General features: G+C 61.6%; 14 protein-coding genes. 13 read left to right on the top strand and 1 reads right to left on the bottom strand.

Going from position 1 to position 16018, the window contains the following annotated elements:
* The first annotated feature begins 8 nt into the window (after positions 1–8).
* From GEV05_21475 to GEV05_21415, 13 genes are all read left to right on the top strand, one after another.
* Positions 9–1541 carry a methylmalonyl-CoA carboxyltransferase gene (locus GEV05_21475; protein MPZ45909.1) on the top strand — a complete coding sequence of 511 codons (1533 nt, stop codon included), beginning with the start codon at positions 9–11 and terminating at the stop codon, positions 1539–1541.
* 76 nt (positions 1542–1617) lie between these two features.
* Complete coding sequence (locus GEV05_21470) at positions 1618–1839, top strand: biotin/lipoyl-binding carrier protein (protein ID MPZ45908.1); 222 nt, start codon at positions 1618–1620, stop codon at positions 1837–1839.
* A 5-nt stretch (positions 1840–1844) separates the two neighbouring features.
* The gene (locus tag GEV05_21465) at positions 1845–3194 is read left to right on the top strand and encodes a biotin carboxylase (GenBank protein MPZ45907.1); all 1350 of its coding nucleotides are present in this window, start codon (positions 1845–1847) and stop codon (positions 3192–3194) included.
* Positions 3195–3911, top strand: coding sequence for an acetyl-CoA synthetase (locus GEV05_21460; GenBank protein ID MPZ45906.1), 717 nt, complete (start codon positions 3195–3197; stop codon positions 3909–3911).
* A gap of 14 nt (positions 3912–3925) precedes the next feature.
* Positions 3926–5398: an acyl-CoA synthetase gene (locus tag GEV05_21455; protein MPZ45905.1), complete on the top strand. Its 1473-nt coding sequence runs from the start codon at positions 3926–3928 to the stop codon at positions 5396–5398.
* Positions 5395–6963: a propionyl-CoA carboxylase gene (locus tag GEV05_21450; protein ID MPZ45904.1), complete on the top strand. Its 1569-nt coding sequence runs from the start codon at positions 5395–5397 to the stop codon at positions 6961–6963. Before GEV05_21455 ends, GEV05_21450 begins: the two co-directional genes overlap by 4 nt.
* Positions 6964–7051: 88 nt before the next feature.
* Positions 7052–8005: a hypothetical protein gene (locus tag GEV05_21445; GenBank protein MPZ45903.1), complete on the top strand. Its 954-nt coding sequence runs from the start codon at positions 7052–7054 to the stop codon at positions 8003–8005.
* Complete coding sequence (locus GEV05_21440) at positions 8002–9042, top strand: hypothetical protein (protein MPZ45902.1); 1041 nt, start codon at positions 8002–8004, stop codon at positions 9040–9042. Before GEV05_21445 ends, GEV05_21440 begins: the two co-directional genes overlap by 4 nt.
* Before the next feature lie 112 nt (positions 9043–9154).
* Positions 9155–10408, top strand: coding sequence for a CoA transferase (locus tag GEV05_21435; GenBank protein MPZ45901.1), 1254 nt, complete (start codon positions 9155–9157; stop codon positions 10406–10408).
* Positions 10405–11424: a hypothetical protein gene (locus GEV05_21430; protein ID MPZ45900.1), complete on the top strand. Its 1020-nt coding sequence runs from the start codon at positions 10405–10407 to the stop codon at positions 11422–11424. Before GEV05_21435 ends, GEV05_21430 begins: the two co-directional genes overlap by 4 nt.
* 46 nt (positions 11425–11470) lie before the next feature.
* Complete coding sequence (locus tag GEV05_21425; GenBank protein MPZ45899.1) at positions 11471–13030, top strand: propionyl-CoA carboxylase; 1560 nt, start codon at positions 11471–11473, stop codon at positions 13028–13030.
* A gap of 80 nt (positions 13031–13110) precedes the next feature.
* On the top strand, positions 13111–14262 hold the full coding sequence (locus tag GEV05_21420) for a hypothetical protein (GenBank protein ID MPZ45898.1): 1152 nt from the start codon (positions 13111–13113) through the stop codon (positions 14260–14262).
* On the top strand, positions 14259–15221 hold the full coding sequence (locus GEV05_21415; GenBank protein MPZ45897.1) for a tripartite tricarboxylate transporter substrate binding protein: 963 nt from the start codon (positions 14259–14261) through the stop codon (positions 15219–15221). The genes GEV05_21420 and GEV05_21415 overlap by 4 nt, the downstream gene beginning before the upstream one ends.
* A gap of 452 nt (positions 15222–15673) precedes the next feature.
* Here the strand turns inward: GEV05_21415 and GEV05_21410 are convergent.
* On the bottom strand, positions 15674–16018 hold a 345-nt coding region (locus GEV05_21410), incomplete at its 5' end, for a hypothetical protein (GenBank protein MPZ45896.1).

Below are 16018 nucleotides of genomic sequence, written 5' to 3'. Positions count from 1 at the left end.
GTTTACGCATGGCATTCGAAGATCTGTTGAAGGAACTGGACGAGCGCGAGGAGCGCGCGCTCGCCATGGGCGGCCCTGAGAAGCTCGCGCAGCGTAAGGCGCAGGGCGTGCTCAACGCCCGCGAGCGCCTCGATCGTCTGTTCGATCCGGGGTCTTTCAGCGAATCGGGCCTCCATGCGGTCTCGGCGCGGGCGGAAGACAGGCAGACCACGCCCGCTGATGCCAAGGTCGCTGGCTTCGGTCGCATCAACGGACGTGAGGCAGCGGCCATATCTAACGATTTCACGGTGAAAGGCGCGTCCAGCGCGAACATCAATATCAAGAAGTTGAAGCACATCAAGGGTGTCGCAAAGAAGCGCGGCATCCCGGTCGTATTCCTCGGCGAGTCGACCGGCGCGCGCATGCCCGACGTGATGGGCGCCGATTCGATCGGCTCGAAGGACGATCCGGTCGAGTACCAGCGCCAGCGCGAGTCACCGTGGGCGGCCGCTGTGTTGGGCTACTGCTTCGGCTCGTCCGCCTGGTACGCCTCGATGTCGGATTTCTGCGTGTTCCGTAAAGGTGCAATCGTCGCTGTTTCGAGCCCGCGGCTGATCTCGATGGCGATCGGTAAGCACGTCGACGCTGAGGAACTGGGCGGCTGGCGCGTGCACGCAGAAGTGAGCGGCATCGCCGACCAGGCCGTCGATACCGACGAGCAGGCGATCGACGCGGTGAAGCAGTTTCTGTCCTATCTCCCGAGCCACCATATGGAGCCGCCGCCCGAGTACCCGGTGCCGGAAGGTTCCGGCGCGGATATGGACCGGATCCTCACGCTTATCCCGGAATCGAACAACCAGGTGTACGACGTGAAGAAAGTCGTGCGCAGCATCGTCGATCGCGATTCGATGTTCGAGTTGAAAGCACGTTACGGCAAAGCGATGGTCACGACACTCGCGCGGCTGGATGGCAAATCGGTGGGCATCATCGCGAACAACCCGCTGCACCGCGGAGGCGCGATCGGCGCCGATGAAAGTCAGAAAGTGCAGAATTTCTTCGTGCTCTGCGATTCATACAACATCCCGATCGTGATGCTGGTCGATCAACCAGGCTTTCTCATCGGCCTCGAAGGCGAACAGCGGGGCATCACCGGCAAGGTGATGAACTGGATGAATGCAATGACCCTCGTCACTGTGCCGAAGCTCTCCGTGATCCTGAGAAAGAGCTACGGACTTGCCGTGTCGAGCATGGGCGCAGGCGGCAATACCGATGAGCTTGCGTGCTGGGTCACTGCCGAGATCAGTTTCATGAAACCCGATTTCGGCGCGCGCGTCGTGTTCGGCGTCGATCCGGAGAAAGAACCGGAGCAATACAAGGAGACGCTGGCAAAAATGTCCAAAGGCACTTCGGCGTACGACATGGCTGCCATTTATACGGCTCAGGACGTCATCGACCCGCGGGATACACGTGAGTGGCTCATCCGAATGCTGGAAGTGCATCGCCTCCGGATGACGGGTGGGGTGGGGCAGCATCTCCTTCGCACCTGGCCGACCAGCTACTGAAGACAAACATGCGGAGGCCGCGAATGCGCGAGCCGTCGGATACGAAAAACAAACGTCTACAACAAAGGAAACCGTCATGGCACGAATCGAAGTGAAATCGGAGATCACTGGCACTGTCTGGCAGGTGAAGGCGAAGCCCGGCGACACGGTGGAGTCCGGCGACACGCTCGTCGTTATCGAATCGATGAAGATGGAGATCCCGGTCATCACCGAGGATGCCGGCGTCGTGAAAGAGATCCTGGTGAAAGAAAAGGATCCAGTCGCCGAAGGCCAGGTCGTTGCGATTCTGGAAGACTAGCATTCATGTTCAGCAAAGTGCTGGTCGCAAATCGGGGTGCTGTTGCGGCGCGCGTGTTGAAGGCGCTGCACGAGATGGGCATACCGTCGGTCGCGGTGTATTCGGAAGCAGACGCCGGGGCGCCTTACCTCGCTCTCGCAACCGAAACGTATGAGATCGGCGCGGCGCCTGCGCGCGAGAGCTATCTCGATCAGGACAAGATCATCGACGTGATTCGGAAATTCCGCGCCGACGGCGTCCATCCCGGTTACGGCTTTCTGTCGGAGAACGCAAGCTTCGCGCAGCGTGTCTCCACCACCGGCGCGCGTTTTATCGGCCCCTCACCGAAGTGGATCGATGCGATGGGACACAAGACGCGCGCCCGGGACCTCGCGGCCCAGTACGGCATGCCGATGTCCAAAGGCACCGAAGTCCTGCCGGCAGATCCTGCCGCGATCCTCGCGGCGGCGCGCGCGATCGGCTATCCGGTGCTCGTGAAGCCCGCCGGTGGCGGCGGCGGTATCGGCATGCTTCCCGCGAAGGACGAATCAGAACTGCTGGCTGTGGTGGAACGCTCCCGCTCGCTCGCAAGTCGCGGTTTCGGAAACGCCGAGGTGTACCTCGAGCGCCTGTTCGAGAAACCGCGGCATGTCGAGTTTCAGGTGCTCGGAGATCGACACGGCAACGCCGTGCACCTCTTCGAGCGCGACTGCTCGACACAGCGGCGCAATCAGAAGGTGATCGAGGAAGCGCCGGCGCCCGGCATTGCGCGCGATCGCGTGGAAGGACTCGCCGATCAGATCGCCGGGATCGTGCGGGATATGGGCTACGACAACATTGGTACCGTCGAAATGCTGATGGCGGCGGGCGGCGAGTTCAATTTCCTCGAGATGAATACCCGGCTCCAGGTCGAGCACGGCGTGACCGAAGAAGTAACGGGTGTCGATCTCGTGAAAGCACAGATTCGGTCCGCCGCCGGTGAAAAGCTCCCCGACATGCTGCCCGCGAAAATCGAGATCCGCGGGCATGCGATCCAAGCGCGGGTGTATGCCGAAGATCCGAAAAATTTCTTTCCTTCACCCGGCAAGCTCGCGGTGTTTCGGCCGCCGCAGGGCAAGGGGATTCGCGTAGATACCGGTTTTGCCGAAGGCCGCGAGGTGACACCGCATTATGATCCCATGATCGCCAAAGTGATCGCATACGCGGAGAACCGTGACGCAGCGATCGACAGACTTATCGCTGCTTTGGAAAGCTTCGAAATTCAGGGACCGAAGACGAATATCCCGGCGGTGCTGGCGATCCTGCGCTCCGAGCCGTTTCGGGCGGGCCGAGTCCATACGGGATTGATTCCGGAAGTACTGGCGAGGAAAAAATAGGTGGATTCGAACACGATCATTGCGGAAGCCCGGCGGAAAGGCCGCGCCGCGCTCGATGAAGCCGCCGGCAAGGCGCTGCTCGCGAGTTACGGGATCGCAGTGCCCAAGACCCGCGTTGTGAAAACGCCGGAGGAAGCGGACGCAGCATTGCAAGGGCTCCGCCTCCCCGTCGTAGTGAAAGTCGTCTCCCCCGAGATCCTCCACAAGAGCGACGCGGGCGGTGTTCAAGTGAATCTCGCGAGTGCCGAGGCCGTGCGCGAAGCGATACGCACGATGTCAGCGTTGCCCCGGATCAGGGATGCGCTTGTGGAAGGCTGGCTCATCGAAGAGATGGCGCCTGCCGGGCAGGAGATGGTCATTGGAGGGCTGCTCGATCCGCAGTTCGGCCCCTTGATCATGGTCGGTCTTGGCGGGATATTTGTCGAAGTGCTGTCTGACGTGTCGTTCCGGATCTGCCCGATTACGCGGCTCGATGCCGAAGAGATGCTGGACGAACTGAAGGGCGCGGCGATCCTCGGAGGCGCACGCGGGCGCAAGCCCGTGTCACGCGAGGCGATCATCGACGTGCTGCTCAAGATCGGCGGAGAGAACGGCCTGCTCATGCAAAACGAAAACGATATCCAGGAAGCCGATTTGAACCCTGTCATCGTCTCGGACGATGGCGCGATCGCCGTCGATGCGCGCTTCATACTGACGCATGCTGAAGTGGCGAAGTGATGGAACCGCAACCGATGGAAACAGAAAAGATCATCGAAGAATTCATGCCGCTGTTTGCGCCGAAGACGGTCGCGGTGATCGGCGCATCGACCAAGGGCACGGCCCTCCCGAACGTATTCATCCGGCGCATTCGCGAATTCGGCTACGAAGGCGCGATTTACGCCATCCATCCGACGGCTACCGAAATCGATGGAGTGCCTGCGTACAAGAGCCTTGCGGACACGCCCGAGCCTGTCGACTACGCATTCATAGCGATCGCGGGGGCGCAGATCGCGCCCATCCTCGGGGCCGCCAAGGGGCGCCTGCGCTTCGCGCAGGTGATCTCGAGCGGGTTCGGCGAGGTTGCAGAAGGCCTCGAATTGCAGGAACGCCTCGTCGAAGCCGCGCGTGCGGGCGGTACCCGTCTGATCGGCCCCAACTGCCTTGGTCTTTATACGCCGCGTGGCAAAGTAACGTTTACCGAGATCGGGTCGAAGGAGACCGGCACGGTGGGGATCGTCTCTCAAAGTGGCGGCCTGGGTACCGATATCATCCGCCGCGGCTTCAGCCGGGGCCTCAAGTTCTCCGGACTCGTCACCGTCGGCAATTGCGCTGACGTAACGCCGAGCGAACTGGTGGAGTTCTATCTCGCCGACGCGCCGACGCGCGTAATCGGCATGTACCTCGAGACGGCCCGCGACGGCCGCCGGCTTTTCCATATTCTTCGCAACGCCTGCGCATCGAAGCCCGTCGTGATACTGAAAGGCGGCCGCACGAAACAGGGCCAGACCGCCGCTGCTTCGCACACGGGCTCGCTGGCCGGCGACGAGCGCGTCTGGCTCGCACTGTCACGGCAAACCGGCTGCATACTCGTCGACACGCTCGACCAGTTCATCGACGTGCTCCTCGCGTTCCAGACGCTTACGCCGCGGCCGCGCCATCCGCTGAAGCGCGTGGCGCTATTTGGCAACGGCGGCGGCACGAGCGTCCTGGCGACGGATTTCTATGCCCGCCTCGGCCTCGACGTCACGCCGTTCGACCAGGGAACCATGGATGAGCTTGCGGGGCTTAGGCTGCCGCCGGGCACGAGCATTACGAATCCGGTCGACTGTCCGGTCGGCACGCTACAACAGGAGGAGGGCCGGGTGGCCGAAAAAATTCTGGATATCATGTACCGCAGCGGCAAGCCGGATGCGCTCGTGATGCACCTCAACCTCTCCGCGTTCGCCGGGCGCTCGAAGCCGGAGGTGCTCGACAATCTCGTCAAAGCGGCGCTGCGCGTGCAGGAGCACTACCCGGGGCAGGCGCACTTTCTACTCGTGCTGCGCTCGGACGGTGAGCCGTCGCTGGAGAAACGCAAGCGTGACTTTCGGGCGAAAGCAGTCGAGCTCGGCGTTCCAGTGTATGACGAGATGTCGAATGCCGGTCACGCGCTGGCGGCGCTGCAGGCGCACGAGAACTTTCTCCATCGTCGTGCGGTGCCGACGGCTGCGGCGGTGCGCACATGAGCTGGCGAGCGGAGATCGATGAAATCCATCGCCGGCGCGAGCTTGCCGAAGCGTGCGGCGGTCCGGAGGCGGTGGCGAAACATCACGCGGCGGGCAAGCTCACGGTGCGCGAGCGCATCGGCGCTTTGCTCGATCAAGGCACCTTCCGTGAAGTCGGCAAGCTTGCAGGCCGCGCGAGCTATGACAAGGAAGGCCGGCTCAAGGGCGTCGAGCCCGCCCCGTATGTCATGGGCCTGGGCAAGATCGACGGCCGCGCAGTTGCGGTAGGCGGCGAGGACTACACCATCCGGGCAGGGACCGGTTTCGGGTCGGACCGCCGCAAAGGCGGTCAGGGCGGTTTCGTCGAGGACCTTGCGTACGAGTACCGCATACCGCTGATCAGCCTCAGCGACGGCACCGGCGGCACAGTAAATACAGCGAAGCGCAAAGGCTACACCGTCGTTCCGGGCAGCGGGCAGGACGGGTTCGAGCGCTCCACGGAGCTGCTGGGCGTCGTGCCTGTCGTTTCCGCCGTGATGGGCACGACCGCTGGCGGTCCTTCGATGCGGGCCATCCTTTCGCACTGGTCCATCATGGTTAAGGGCACCAGCCAGATCTTTGCCGCGGGCCCACCCGTGGTTGAGCGCGCTTTTGGTAACAAGATCACCAAGGAACAACTCGGCGGCACCAAGATCGCGGTGGATACCGCAGGTACGATCGACAACCTTGCGGCTGACGAAGCCGACTGCCTGCGGCAAATCCGGGGGTTTCTTTCGTATATGCCACAGAATGTCTGGGAGCTCCCGCCGCAATCACGCTGCGGCGACCCTGTTGATCGTTGTGAAGACGAGCTTGCGGATATTATTCCGCGCGCGGGCCGCCAGGCATACAACATGAAGAAGCTCGTCCAGCTGATCGTCGACCGCGATTCGCTTTTCGAGATACAGCCCACGTTCGGCCGCGCGCTCATCACCGGGCTCGCACGAATGGACGGATACGTCATTGGCGTCGTCGCCAACAACCCGATGTTCGGCGGCATCATGGATTACAAGGCCGCGCGCAAGCAGGGACATTTCGTCGAGCTGTGCGATATGTTCAATATTCCGCTGGTGTTTTTCGCTGACATCCCGGGGCTTATGGTCGGAGTGGAATCCGAATCGGAGGCGATCCTGCGCGAGGGCGTACGCGCGCGATACATCGGGTTTCAGGTGTCCGTACCGGTCTTCACCGTGCTGGTGCGCAAGTGCTATGGCGTCGCCGGCGGGGGTACGATTGACCGCAGCGGACTCAACTTCAAGATTGCGTGGCCATCGGGACATTGGGGATCGCTGCCGGTGGAAGGCGGCGTCAAGGCCGCGTATCGGCGTGACATCGAAAGTGCCCCCGATCCTGCGGCGCGGGAACGTGAAATCGAGCAGGAGCTGCAGCAGCTCGGATCCCCTTTCCGCACGGCCGAGGCGTTCGCTATCGAGGACCTCATCGATCCGCGCGAGACGCGTCCGTATCTTTCCCAGTTCATCGAGGCGCTGCAGCCGCGGCTGCGGACCCAGCTGGGGCCGAAGTACAAAACCGGGGTGCGGCCGTAAGGCCCGCACAGGAGCGCCCGGATCCAGTGGGCGCATCCATTCATCCTCCAGGAATTCCACCCATTTCACTGAACGAAGGAGAGCGATCATGAATTCGAGAGCACGCACGATGGCGCGCTGGATTGTCACGTCGGTGGCAGTGGGTTTTTCACTGCAAGCCTACGCTCAGGCCTGGAAACCCGAACGCAACGTGGAGATTATCTCCGGCACGGCCGCCGGCGGTGCGGTCGATCGCGCGAACAGGACCGTACAGCGCATCTGGCAGGAGAAGAAAATCGTCGAAGTGCCTATGACGGTCGTCAACAAGCCGGGCGGCGGCAACACGATCGCATGGCACTATATAAACTCGCATGCCGGCGACGGACATTATGTTTCCATCGCGCCGTATACGATACTCACGAACAAGATCGTCGGCACGAGCCCGATCACCTGGTCGGACTTCACGCCGATATCGCTCCTCTTCAACGAGTATCTGACCATCGCGGTGCGCGCGGACTCGCCGATCAAGACGGCGGCAGACCTCGTCGAGCGACTGAAGAAGGATCCCGGCTCGCTTTCGATCGCAGTGGCTAGCACGCTCGGAAATCATATCCATATCGGTGCTGCAAAGCCGCTTAAAACCGCAGGCGTTGACGTGAAGCGTCTCAAGGTCGTCGCGTTCAAATCCTCCGGCGAGTCGATCACCAACTTGTTGGGTGGCCACATCGATGTCGTATCGTCGACGACGCCGAACGTCGTAGCGCAAATGCAGGCAGGCAAGATCCGCGTGCTGGCGGTCACGTCGTCGAAGCGCCTGCCGGGCGTTCTCGCAGCGGTCCCCACCTGGACGGAGCAAGGGCATAAAGGTCAATTTCTCGGCAGCCCAGGGGGCCATGAAGACGCCTTCCGCAAGCTCTCCCAGACGGAGGAATGGAACAGGGAGCTCGCGGTTAATCAGTGGGAAGGCAATTATCTCGGCTCGCGAGAGGCCGCTAAGTTTTACGCGACACAGTACGCGGAGATACGAGAGCTTCTCACCGAGCTCGGGCTCGCGAAGCAATGAAAACCTGTCCTGGCCTGCGAGGTTCACAAAAAGCGAGGAAGGTCGCAATCGAATCCGCACACGCCATACGTTGTCTCATCCTCGCTGTAGTCGCAGCGACGTTCTGTGGCGGGGCAGCGGCGCAGTGGAAGCCCGAGCGTCCTCTCGAGCTGATCGTAAGCGCGGCCCCGGGCGGGAATCAGGATCTTACGGCTCGAGCTATCGTGGGCATCTGGCAGGCGCGCAAGACTTTGTCTTCCGCTGTGGTGGTGAACAAGCCTGGCGGCGGCGGCGCGGTTGCGTCCACGTATCTCAGCCAGCACGCGCGCGACCCGCATTATCTGATGATGCTCGCGCCTACGTTGCTGACAAGTCGCATCGTCGGCGCCGGCAGCTTCCATCACAACGACTTCACGCCCATCTCGATGCTTTTCAACGAGTATATTTTCGTCACCGTCAAAGCGGATTCGCCGATCAAGTCCGGTAAGGATCTGATCTCGCGCCTCAGGGAGGCGCCCGATGCGCTCAGCGTCGCAATCGCTACCGCCGTCGGCAACCATATCCACATGGGCATCGCACTGCCCATGAAGGCGGCCGGCGTCGATATCAAACGCATGAAAATCGTGCCATTCAAATCGTCAGGTCAGTCGCTAACCGCTGTCCTCGGCGGACATATTGACGTCACCGCCTCGACTTTTTCCGCGCTGCTGCCGCACGTCAGTGCGGGCACGCTGCGGATTGTTGGCATGAGCGCCCCACGGCGCATGCCCGGCATGCTGGCAAACATCCCGACCTGGAAGGAGCAGGGTGCAAACGCGGTTTTCGACAGTTGGCGCGGGGTGGTCGGCGCAAAAGACATCGGCGAGGCGCAGACCAAATATTGGGAAAGCGCGTTCGCAGCATTGAGCCAGACCGAGGAGTGGAAGAAGGACCTTGAGAAGAACTTTCGGGTCAATCATTACCTGAGCGGGCAGGACGCTCGAAAGTACTGGGACGCGCAATACATTGAGCTCGAGGATGCCCTGAGAGATCTGGGGCTTGCGAAACGGGCTAACTAAAGCAGGCGGATGAGTCGCCGACGGAGCCCGGCGCGCCCGGTCGATAGAGGCGGCAAACGATGATCGACGCAACGTGCACGGGGCCGCTATTGGGCCTGTCGAGGGGACAACGGTGAAAGCAGCAGAGAAGACAGCGCCGCTCGCAGGCGTACGTGTGCTCGAGCTTGGTACAACGATAGCGGGGCCCTTCTGTGCCCGGCTGTTTGCGGATTTCGGTGCAGAGGTGATCAAGGTCGAGGCGCTGGAAGGCGACCCTGTGCGGCTGGCCGGACAGCATTTTCAGGGCGAATCGCTCTACGCCAAGAGCCTGATGCGCAACAAGACGTTGGTGGCAATCGATTTGCGCAACGAACAGGGACAGGATCTGGTACGCCGCCTGGCCGCAAAGTGCGATGTCGTGATCGAGAACTTCCGCCCCGGCGGACTGGAAAAATGGCGGCTCGGCTACGAAGATCTGAAGCGCGTCAAGCCGGATATCGTAATGGTGCGCATCAGCGGCTACGGTCAGGATGGCCCATACAGCTCGCGCCCGGGATACGGCGTCGTATGCGAGGCCGTAGGCGGCCTTCGTTACATCAACGGCGAGCCCGGGCGCGCGCCGGTGCGTTCCAACATCGCACTCACTGACTATATCACCGGGCTGTACGCCGCATTCGGAGCAATGCTCGCGTTGCGCCACCGCGATCACACTGGGGTGGGGCAGTATGTCGACACCGCGCTATATGAATGCGCCTTCAGTTTTCTCGAAACGCATGTGCCCGCCTACGACAAGCTCGGCATGATCCCGCAGCCCACGGGCCCAGGACTCACTAACAGCGCGGTAAACAATCTGTTCGAGACTCAAGACGATGTTTATGTGCACATCCAAGGTTCGCAAGCCAACGGCTTTCGGCGTCTGGCACTGTCCATGAAGCGTCCTGATCTACTGGAGGACGTGCGCTTCAACACGCGGCGCGAGCGTGCCAAGCATGCGACCGAAATCGACGCCATCGTTCAGGAATGGGTCGGCGCGCGCAGTTACGTCGACGTCGAGCAAGCCTTCCGGGCAGAGGATGTGACGTTCTCGCGCATCTATAACATGGCCGATATTTTTGCCGACCCCCATTACAAAGCCCGGGGCATGCTGGCACAGATTCCGGACGACGATCTCGGCACGGTTACCGTGGCTGCCCCGGTACCCCGATTGTCGGAGACCCCGGGCCGCATCCGGCATACCGGCCGACCCATCGGCCACGATACCCGTCGCGTATTGATGGCGCTGGCGGCGGTTTCTGACGAGTATCTCGCGAGTCTCGAGGCGGCGAAGGTCGTCCGCTGCGTCGGGTCACCACATGCGGATGACCAGGCAAAGGAAAAGAGGTCATGACCTTGAGGAGCCCGAAAGCCGTGTCTTTCTTGCGCCGGCTGGTATTCGCATGCATGGCGCTGTCCCTGCTGATGTTTGTGGAGCGATTCGTTCACGCAGCAGAATGGAAGCCCGAGCGGCCCGTCGAGATCATCACCGGAGCGGCGGCGGGGGGCAATCTCGACATCACAGCCCGTGCTATCCAGACGATCTGGCAGAGTCGAAAGATCGTTCCGAACACCGTCGTGATCAACAAACCGGGCGGCGGCGGCGCGATTGCATCGGCGTATCTCAGTCAGCACTCCGGCGATCCGCACCGCTTGATGACATTGCCGATGACGCTGTTCACCAGTCAAATCATGGGCCAGGGAAAGTTTCTGCACACGGACTTCTCTCCGATCTCGATGCTGTTCGGCCAATACGTATATGTGTCAGTACGTGAGGATTCGCAGATAAAGGACGGGAAAGACCTCGTCGACAGGCTCCGCAAGAATCCGGCTTCGTTAAGCATCGCCATTGCGACAGCCATCGGCAACTCGATCCACATGGGGCTCGCTCTGCCGATGAAAGCCGCGGGCATTGACGTGAGAAGGATGAGAATCGTGCCTTTCAAGTCTTCGGGCGACTCCATGACGAATCTGCTCGGAGGGCATGTCGACGTCGTGGCGTCGACATTCGGGACGCTTCTTCCGCATTTGAGTGCCGGCCGAGTGCGGGTGATCGGGGCCAGTGCGCCGGCGCGTTTGCCCGGGAATCTCGCGAACGTGCCCACCTGGAAAGAGCAGGGCGCGAATGCCGCGTTTTTGAGTTGGCTCGGAATCGCGGGAGCGAAGGGCCTCAACGCCGTGGAGCTGGCCTATTGGGAATCTGCGTTTGCAGCACTCGCGAAGACCGACGAGTGGCGCGAAGACCTGGAGAAGAACTTCCGGGTCGACGCTTACATGAACAGCCGCGACACGAGGAAGTATCTGGACCAGCAATATGGCGAGATCAAAGGAATTCTGACCGAGCTGGGGCTGGCAAAGCGCGCCAACTAAAGATGTGCTGCGCAGGAATTAGCATTGCTATCGCGAAGGAATTGAGATGAGCTGGGAAGCAGAAGCCGAAGAGATCAAGCTGCGTCGGAAATGGGCCGAGCAGATGGGTGGGCCGGAGGCCGTCGAGAAGCGTCACGAACAGGGTTTCCTCACAGTACGCGAGCGCATCGCGGGCATCGCTGACGCTGGATCCTTCCAGGAAGTCGGGAAGCTCTCGGGCAAGGGCAAGTACGTCGACGGCAGGGTCGTGAAAGTTACGCCAGCGCCGTACGTCATGGGAATGGCGGAAATCGACGGACGCCCGGTCGCGATCGGCGGGGAGGATACGACCGTGCGCGGGGGTACGAGCTGGGGCCATGGCCGGCGCAAAGGTGGTCAGGGCGGTTTTATCGACGACCTCGCTTATCACTACCGCATACCGCTCGTTCGGCTTATCGATGGCTATGGCGGCGGGGTAGCCTCGGCGAAGCGTGGGTTTACGGTCTTTCCGGGTCACACCAACGATCCCGGGGTGAACGTCGCCGAACTTCTCGGCATGGTACCCGTGGTGAGCGCGGTACTCGGAATCGCCGCGGGCGGACCGGCGCTGCGCGCCGTGATGTCGCACTGGTCGGTCATGGTGAAGAACAGCACGATATTCGCGTCCGGGCCGCGGATCGTGGAACGCGGCATTGGTCAGAAGCTCACGAAAGAGGAACTGGGCGGACCCGGCGTCGCAGTCAAGAGGGCCGGCACCATAGATAACGTGGTGGCGACTGAGGAAGAGTGCTTCAGCATGATCCGGCGCTTTCTTTCCTATATGCCCGCGAACGTGTGGGAGCTTCCGCCCGTGCTTCCACCGGATGATCCTGTCGATCGCTGCGAGGATGAGTTGATCCGCATCGTACCGCGTGATCCGCGCAAGCCTTACAACATGAAAAAAGTGATCGAGCTGGTCGTCGATCACGGCTCCCTGTTCGAAATCCAGTCGACATACGGACGTTCGGCCATCACAGGACTCGCGCGCATGGGGGGTTACCCTGTCGGCGTGATTGGCAACAACCCGATGGTGGGGGGGCGCATCGACGTGAAATCCTCCCGCAAGCAGGCCCACTTCATCGAGCTGTGCGATTGCTTTCACATTCCTCTCATTTTTTTCATGGACGTGCCGGGTTTCATGATCGGCAAGGAATCGGAGGAAGCCGCCATTCTGCGCGAGGGCGCTCGCGCGGTGCACGCAAAATGTCAGGCGACGGTGCCCATCATCTCCCTCGTGACGCGCAAGTGCTACGGCATGGGCGGGGGTGTCGGCATTGACAAGTACGGCTTGGATTTCAAGGTCGCATGGCCTTCCGGCGAGTGGGGCTCCCTCGCAGTCGAAGGGGGTGTCAGCGCCGTCTACAAACGTGAAATCGAGAATGCGCTTGACCCGAAGCAACGCGAGAAGGAGTTGGAAGCTGAGCTCAAGACGATCACCTCGCCCTTTCTCACTGCGGAAGCGTTTGCGGTGGAGGACCTGATCGATCCACGCGAGACGCGGCCATATCTGTGCCGCTTTGTTAAAGCGATGCAGAGTCGGCTTAAATCCGACCTCGGTCCAAAGCCACGCTATGGGGTACGGCCGTAAAGTGCTCTTCTGCGCAAAGCGGGCCGGCCGCACGTTCGCTGCGGATATTTACCGATCTGTACGTCCAAGAGGGACCTATCATGAATACGCGCACTGCATTTCCTTTCGTCCCGGTAACCGCCGTGCCCGATGACTTCCCGCTGCGTCGGGTCGAGGGGCCGCAAGCCTGGCTCGGCCCCGACCTCGCGCGCAGTCGCGAAGAATGGACTTACGCACTGTCCGCATCGGAAATCGCGGAACTGCGCGATGCGATTCGTCGCGTCGAAGCCTCGGGCATCGACGTCGTCGACATACGCGCCGCAGACTTTCCTCTTGCCGGCTGGGCCAGCCTGCTGCAACGGCTGCGGTGCGATATGTTCGAGGGCCGCGGTTTCGCCGTCGTCCGCGGCTTCCCGGTGGCGGAACTCTCGTCACTGCAGCGCTGCCTGGGCTATTTCGGCGTTGGCGCGCACTTTGGTGTAGCCACCTCACAGAACGCCAAAGGCCATGCAGTGGGCCATGTCTGTGATCTGGACGTGGATTACGGAGCCACTACAGGCCGTGGTTATCAGACGAATGCGCGTCTGCCCTACCACAGTGACTCCGCCGACCTTGTGGGCTTGCTTTGCGTCAATAAGGCGAAAAGCGGTGGCTTGAGCAGCTTGGTCAGCTCGGTAACCCTGTACAACGCTATGCTCGATCAGCGTCCGGATCTCGTACGCGTCCTGATGGGACCGGTCTACCGGGATCGGCGCGAGGAAATCCCGCGAGGACAGGGGCCCTGGTATGTCATCCCCGTGTTCAACCCATACCAGGGGCGCGTGTTCACGACCTACGTACGCAGCGCCGTTCGAAAGGCACAACGCTTTGCAGAGATTTCACGAATCTCGCCGCAGTTGGACGAGGCGATGAACCTTCTGGACGCACTCGCGGACGACCCCGCTTACCATCTCGATATGGATCTCGAGCCTGGGGATATCCAACTCGTGTGCAACCACTACGTGCTGCATTCCCGCACGAGCTTCGAGGATCATCCGGACAGCGCTGCGCGCCGGCACTTGCTGCGCCTCCATCTGGCGTGCGCGGATGGACCGGCGCTGCCGCCCGTGTATGAGAACCTCCGTGGCTACAACGAACACGGTCGTCCCTCCGGCATGCTGCTCGAGGGGGTGCGACTCAATGCGCCGCTCACGCCGATCGATGGTGGGCCCGGCACTTCCGCGCAGCGCATGCGCACGCAGCTCACGCAATGAACACCAAGGCTGCGATAGCGGGCGCGCTCCTCACGGTCGCCACGACTGCAGTCGCGCAGCCGCAGTTTCCGCAACGTCCCATCCGGATCGTCGTGCCATTCGTGGCAGGTGGGGGTTCCGACTTCGTGTCCCGGGCGCTGGGGCGGCACCTCGAGGCGAACCTCGGAAAACCGGTCGTGATGGACTACAGGCCAGGCGGCGGCGGCATGATCGCTTCCGGTGTGGTGGCGCACGCCGCGCCCGACGGCTATACGATCTATATGGCCGGCTCGACTTTCACCTCGCAGCCCAGCATGCACGCGAAATTGCCGTTCGATTCGCTGAAGGATTTCGCGCCCATCTCGCGTGTAAGCGTCACTCCGGCCGTACTCGTCGTGCATCCGACGGTGCCTGCAAAGACAGTCAAGGAGCTCGTTGCACTGGCGAAGCGGCGCCCGGGGGAGCTCACTTACGGCTCCTCCGGTGTGGGATCCGCGTCGCACCTTGCGGGCGAGAAGTTCAAGATCCTCGCGAACATCAATCTCCTGCACGTGCCGTTCAAGGGCAGCGCGCAGATATCGGCGTCGTTATTCAGCGGCGAAGTTTTTGTTGCGCTGATCAACCCGATATCCATCAGGGCCGCCATCGAAGCAGGGCGCCTGCGCGCTCTGGCGGTCACCACAACCGAGCGCTCGCTGATGCTGCCCCATTTGCCGACCATTGCCGAAGCTGGGGTGCCCGGCTACGACAATGCGATCTGGACCGGGCTGCTCGCCCCCGGTGGCACGCCTCAGCCAATTGTTTCTCGCTTGAACGTAGAGGTGCGCAAGGCGCTGCAGTCGCCGGATGTGGTGAATACCCTGGCGGGCAATGGCGCCCGGCCTTCACCGACGACGCCTGAACAGTTCATGGCCTATATCAAAGCGGAGATCGAGCGGACCGCGCAGATCATTAAGAGTGCCGGCATAGCGGCTCGATAGAGCTGGCTTCGGAGGACCTGTTCGTCAAACGCCGAGCCATCGAGGTTCTGGATGCGCTGCCGACGGCTTGTCGCAGCGCGATTTGCGAGCAATGTATCAGGCACCGCTACAAGGCACGCCGAATCGTCTGGAAGGAAGGGGCACGCGCCCGAATTCATTGCGTTTATAGCGCGGGAGGACGATCTCTCTGCGGTCGAACGTAGACGGCGGATTACCTGAAGCCCACATAGGGCCGCGGTGCCTGCCGGCCGTACGGCACGCTCATTCGCGAAGCCGCTGAAGTGGTGGGGCTGACGCGAGCTACGCGATCGTCTCGACCGAAAATGCGTCCGCCTCGAGCCGTGGCCGGATGTGCGCCCATGCTCTCGATGTTCGCGAAGACACACCGCCTTGTGTCGTGACCAATTGCTCCAAACGCGGGCACCAAGCTTGAGTTAACGTGTAATTTGCCGTCAGCGCACCTCGTCGACATCGCTTGCAGGTATCTCAGTGCGTGTGCGTCGACGCGCGCTGCGTCCACGTGCGATTGGCGCGGAGTTCGAAAGATCCCTTAGTCGGATCTCCGGACTGTGCAGCCGCCTCATTGCATTCCCCGATTCGAAAAGCAATGCGCCGTCGTCAGCGACACCGCGTACGATGCCTTCATCGCTTCTTCCATTCGGCAGCGTGAGGGTGACGCGCTTATTATGATGGATATGATGACGATCCCACTCCGCACGCATCGACCCTAGCCCGTCACGAGCGAAGGCGCCCAGCACCTGCGCAAGCTCCCGGAGAACCATTCCGAGCACCGCGCT

The sequence above is a fragment of the Betaproteobacteria bacterium genome (assembly GCA_009377585.1).
GTDB lineage: Bacteria > Pseudomonadota > Gammaproteobacteria > Burkholderiales > WYBJ01 > WYBJ01.
This window is presented reverse-complemented; position numbering and strand designations above follow the sequence as displayed.

What these genes read in the sequence shown, in the direction of transcription:
- GEV05_21475 (MPZ45909.1), top strand. Translation starts at nt 9, where the DNA reads ATGGCATTCGAAGATCTGTTGAAGGAACTGGACGAGCGCGAGGAGCGC.
- GEV05_21470 (MPZ45908.1), top strand. Translation starts at nt 1,618, where the DNA reads ATGGCACGAATCGAAGTGAAATCGGAGATCACTGGCACTGTCTGGCAG.
- GEV05_21465 (MPZ45907.1), top strand. Translation starts at nt 1,845, where the DNA reads ATGTTCAGCAAAGTGCTGGTCGCAAATCGGGGTGCTGTTGCGGCGCGC.
- GEV05_21455 (MPZ45905.1), top strand. Translation starts at nt 3,926, where the DNA reads ATGGAAACAGAAAAGATCATCGAAGAATTCATGCCGCTGTTTGCGCCG.
- GEV05_21450 (MPZ45904.1), top strand. Translation starts at nt 5,395, where the DNA reads ATGAGCTGGCGAGCGGAGATCGATGAAATCCATCGCCGGCGCGAGCTT.
- GEV05_21445 (MPZ45903.1), top strand. Translation starts at nt 7,052, where the DNA reads ATGAATTCGAGAGCACGCACGATGGCGCGCTGGATTGTCACGTCGGTG.
- GEV05_21440 (MPZ45902.1), top strand. Translation starts at nt 8,002, where the DNA reads ATGAAAACCTGTCCTGGCCTGCGAGGTTCACAAAAAGCGAGGAAGGTC.
- GEV05_21430 (MPZ45900.1), top strand. Translation starts at nt 10,405, where the DNA reads ATGACCTTGAGGAGCCCGAAAGCCGTGTCTTTCTTGCGCCGGCTGGTA.
- GEV05_21425 (MPZ45899.1), top strand. Translation starts at nt 11,471, where the DNA reads ATGAGCTGGGAAGCAGAAGCCGAAGAGATCAAGCTGCGTCGGAAATGG.
- GEV05_21420 (MPZ45898.1), top strand. Translation starts at nt 13,111, where the DNA reads ATGAATACGCGCACTGCATTTCCTTTCGTCCCGGTAACCGCCGTGCCC.
- GEV05_21415 (MPZ45897.1), top strand. Translation starts at nt 14,259, where the DNA reads ATGAACACCAAGGCTGCGATAGCGGGCGCGCTCCTCACGGTCGCCACG.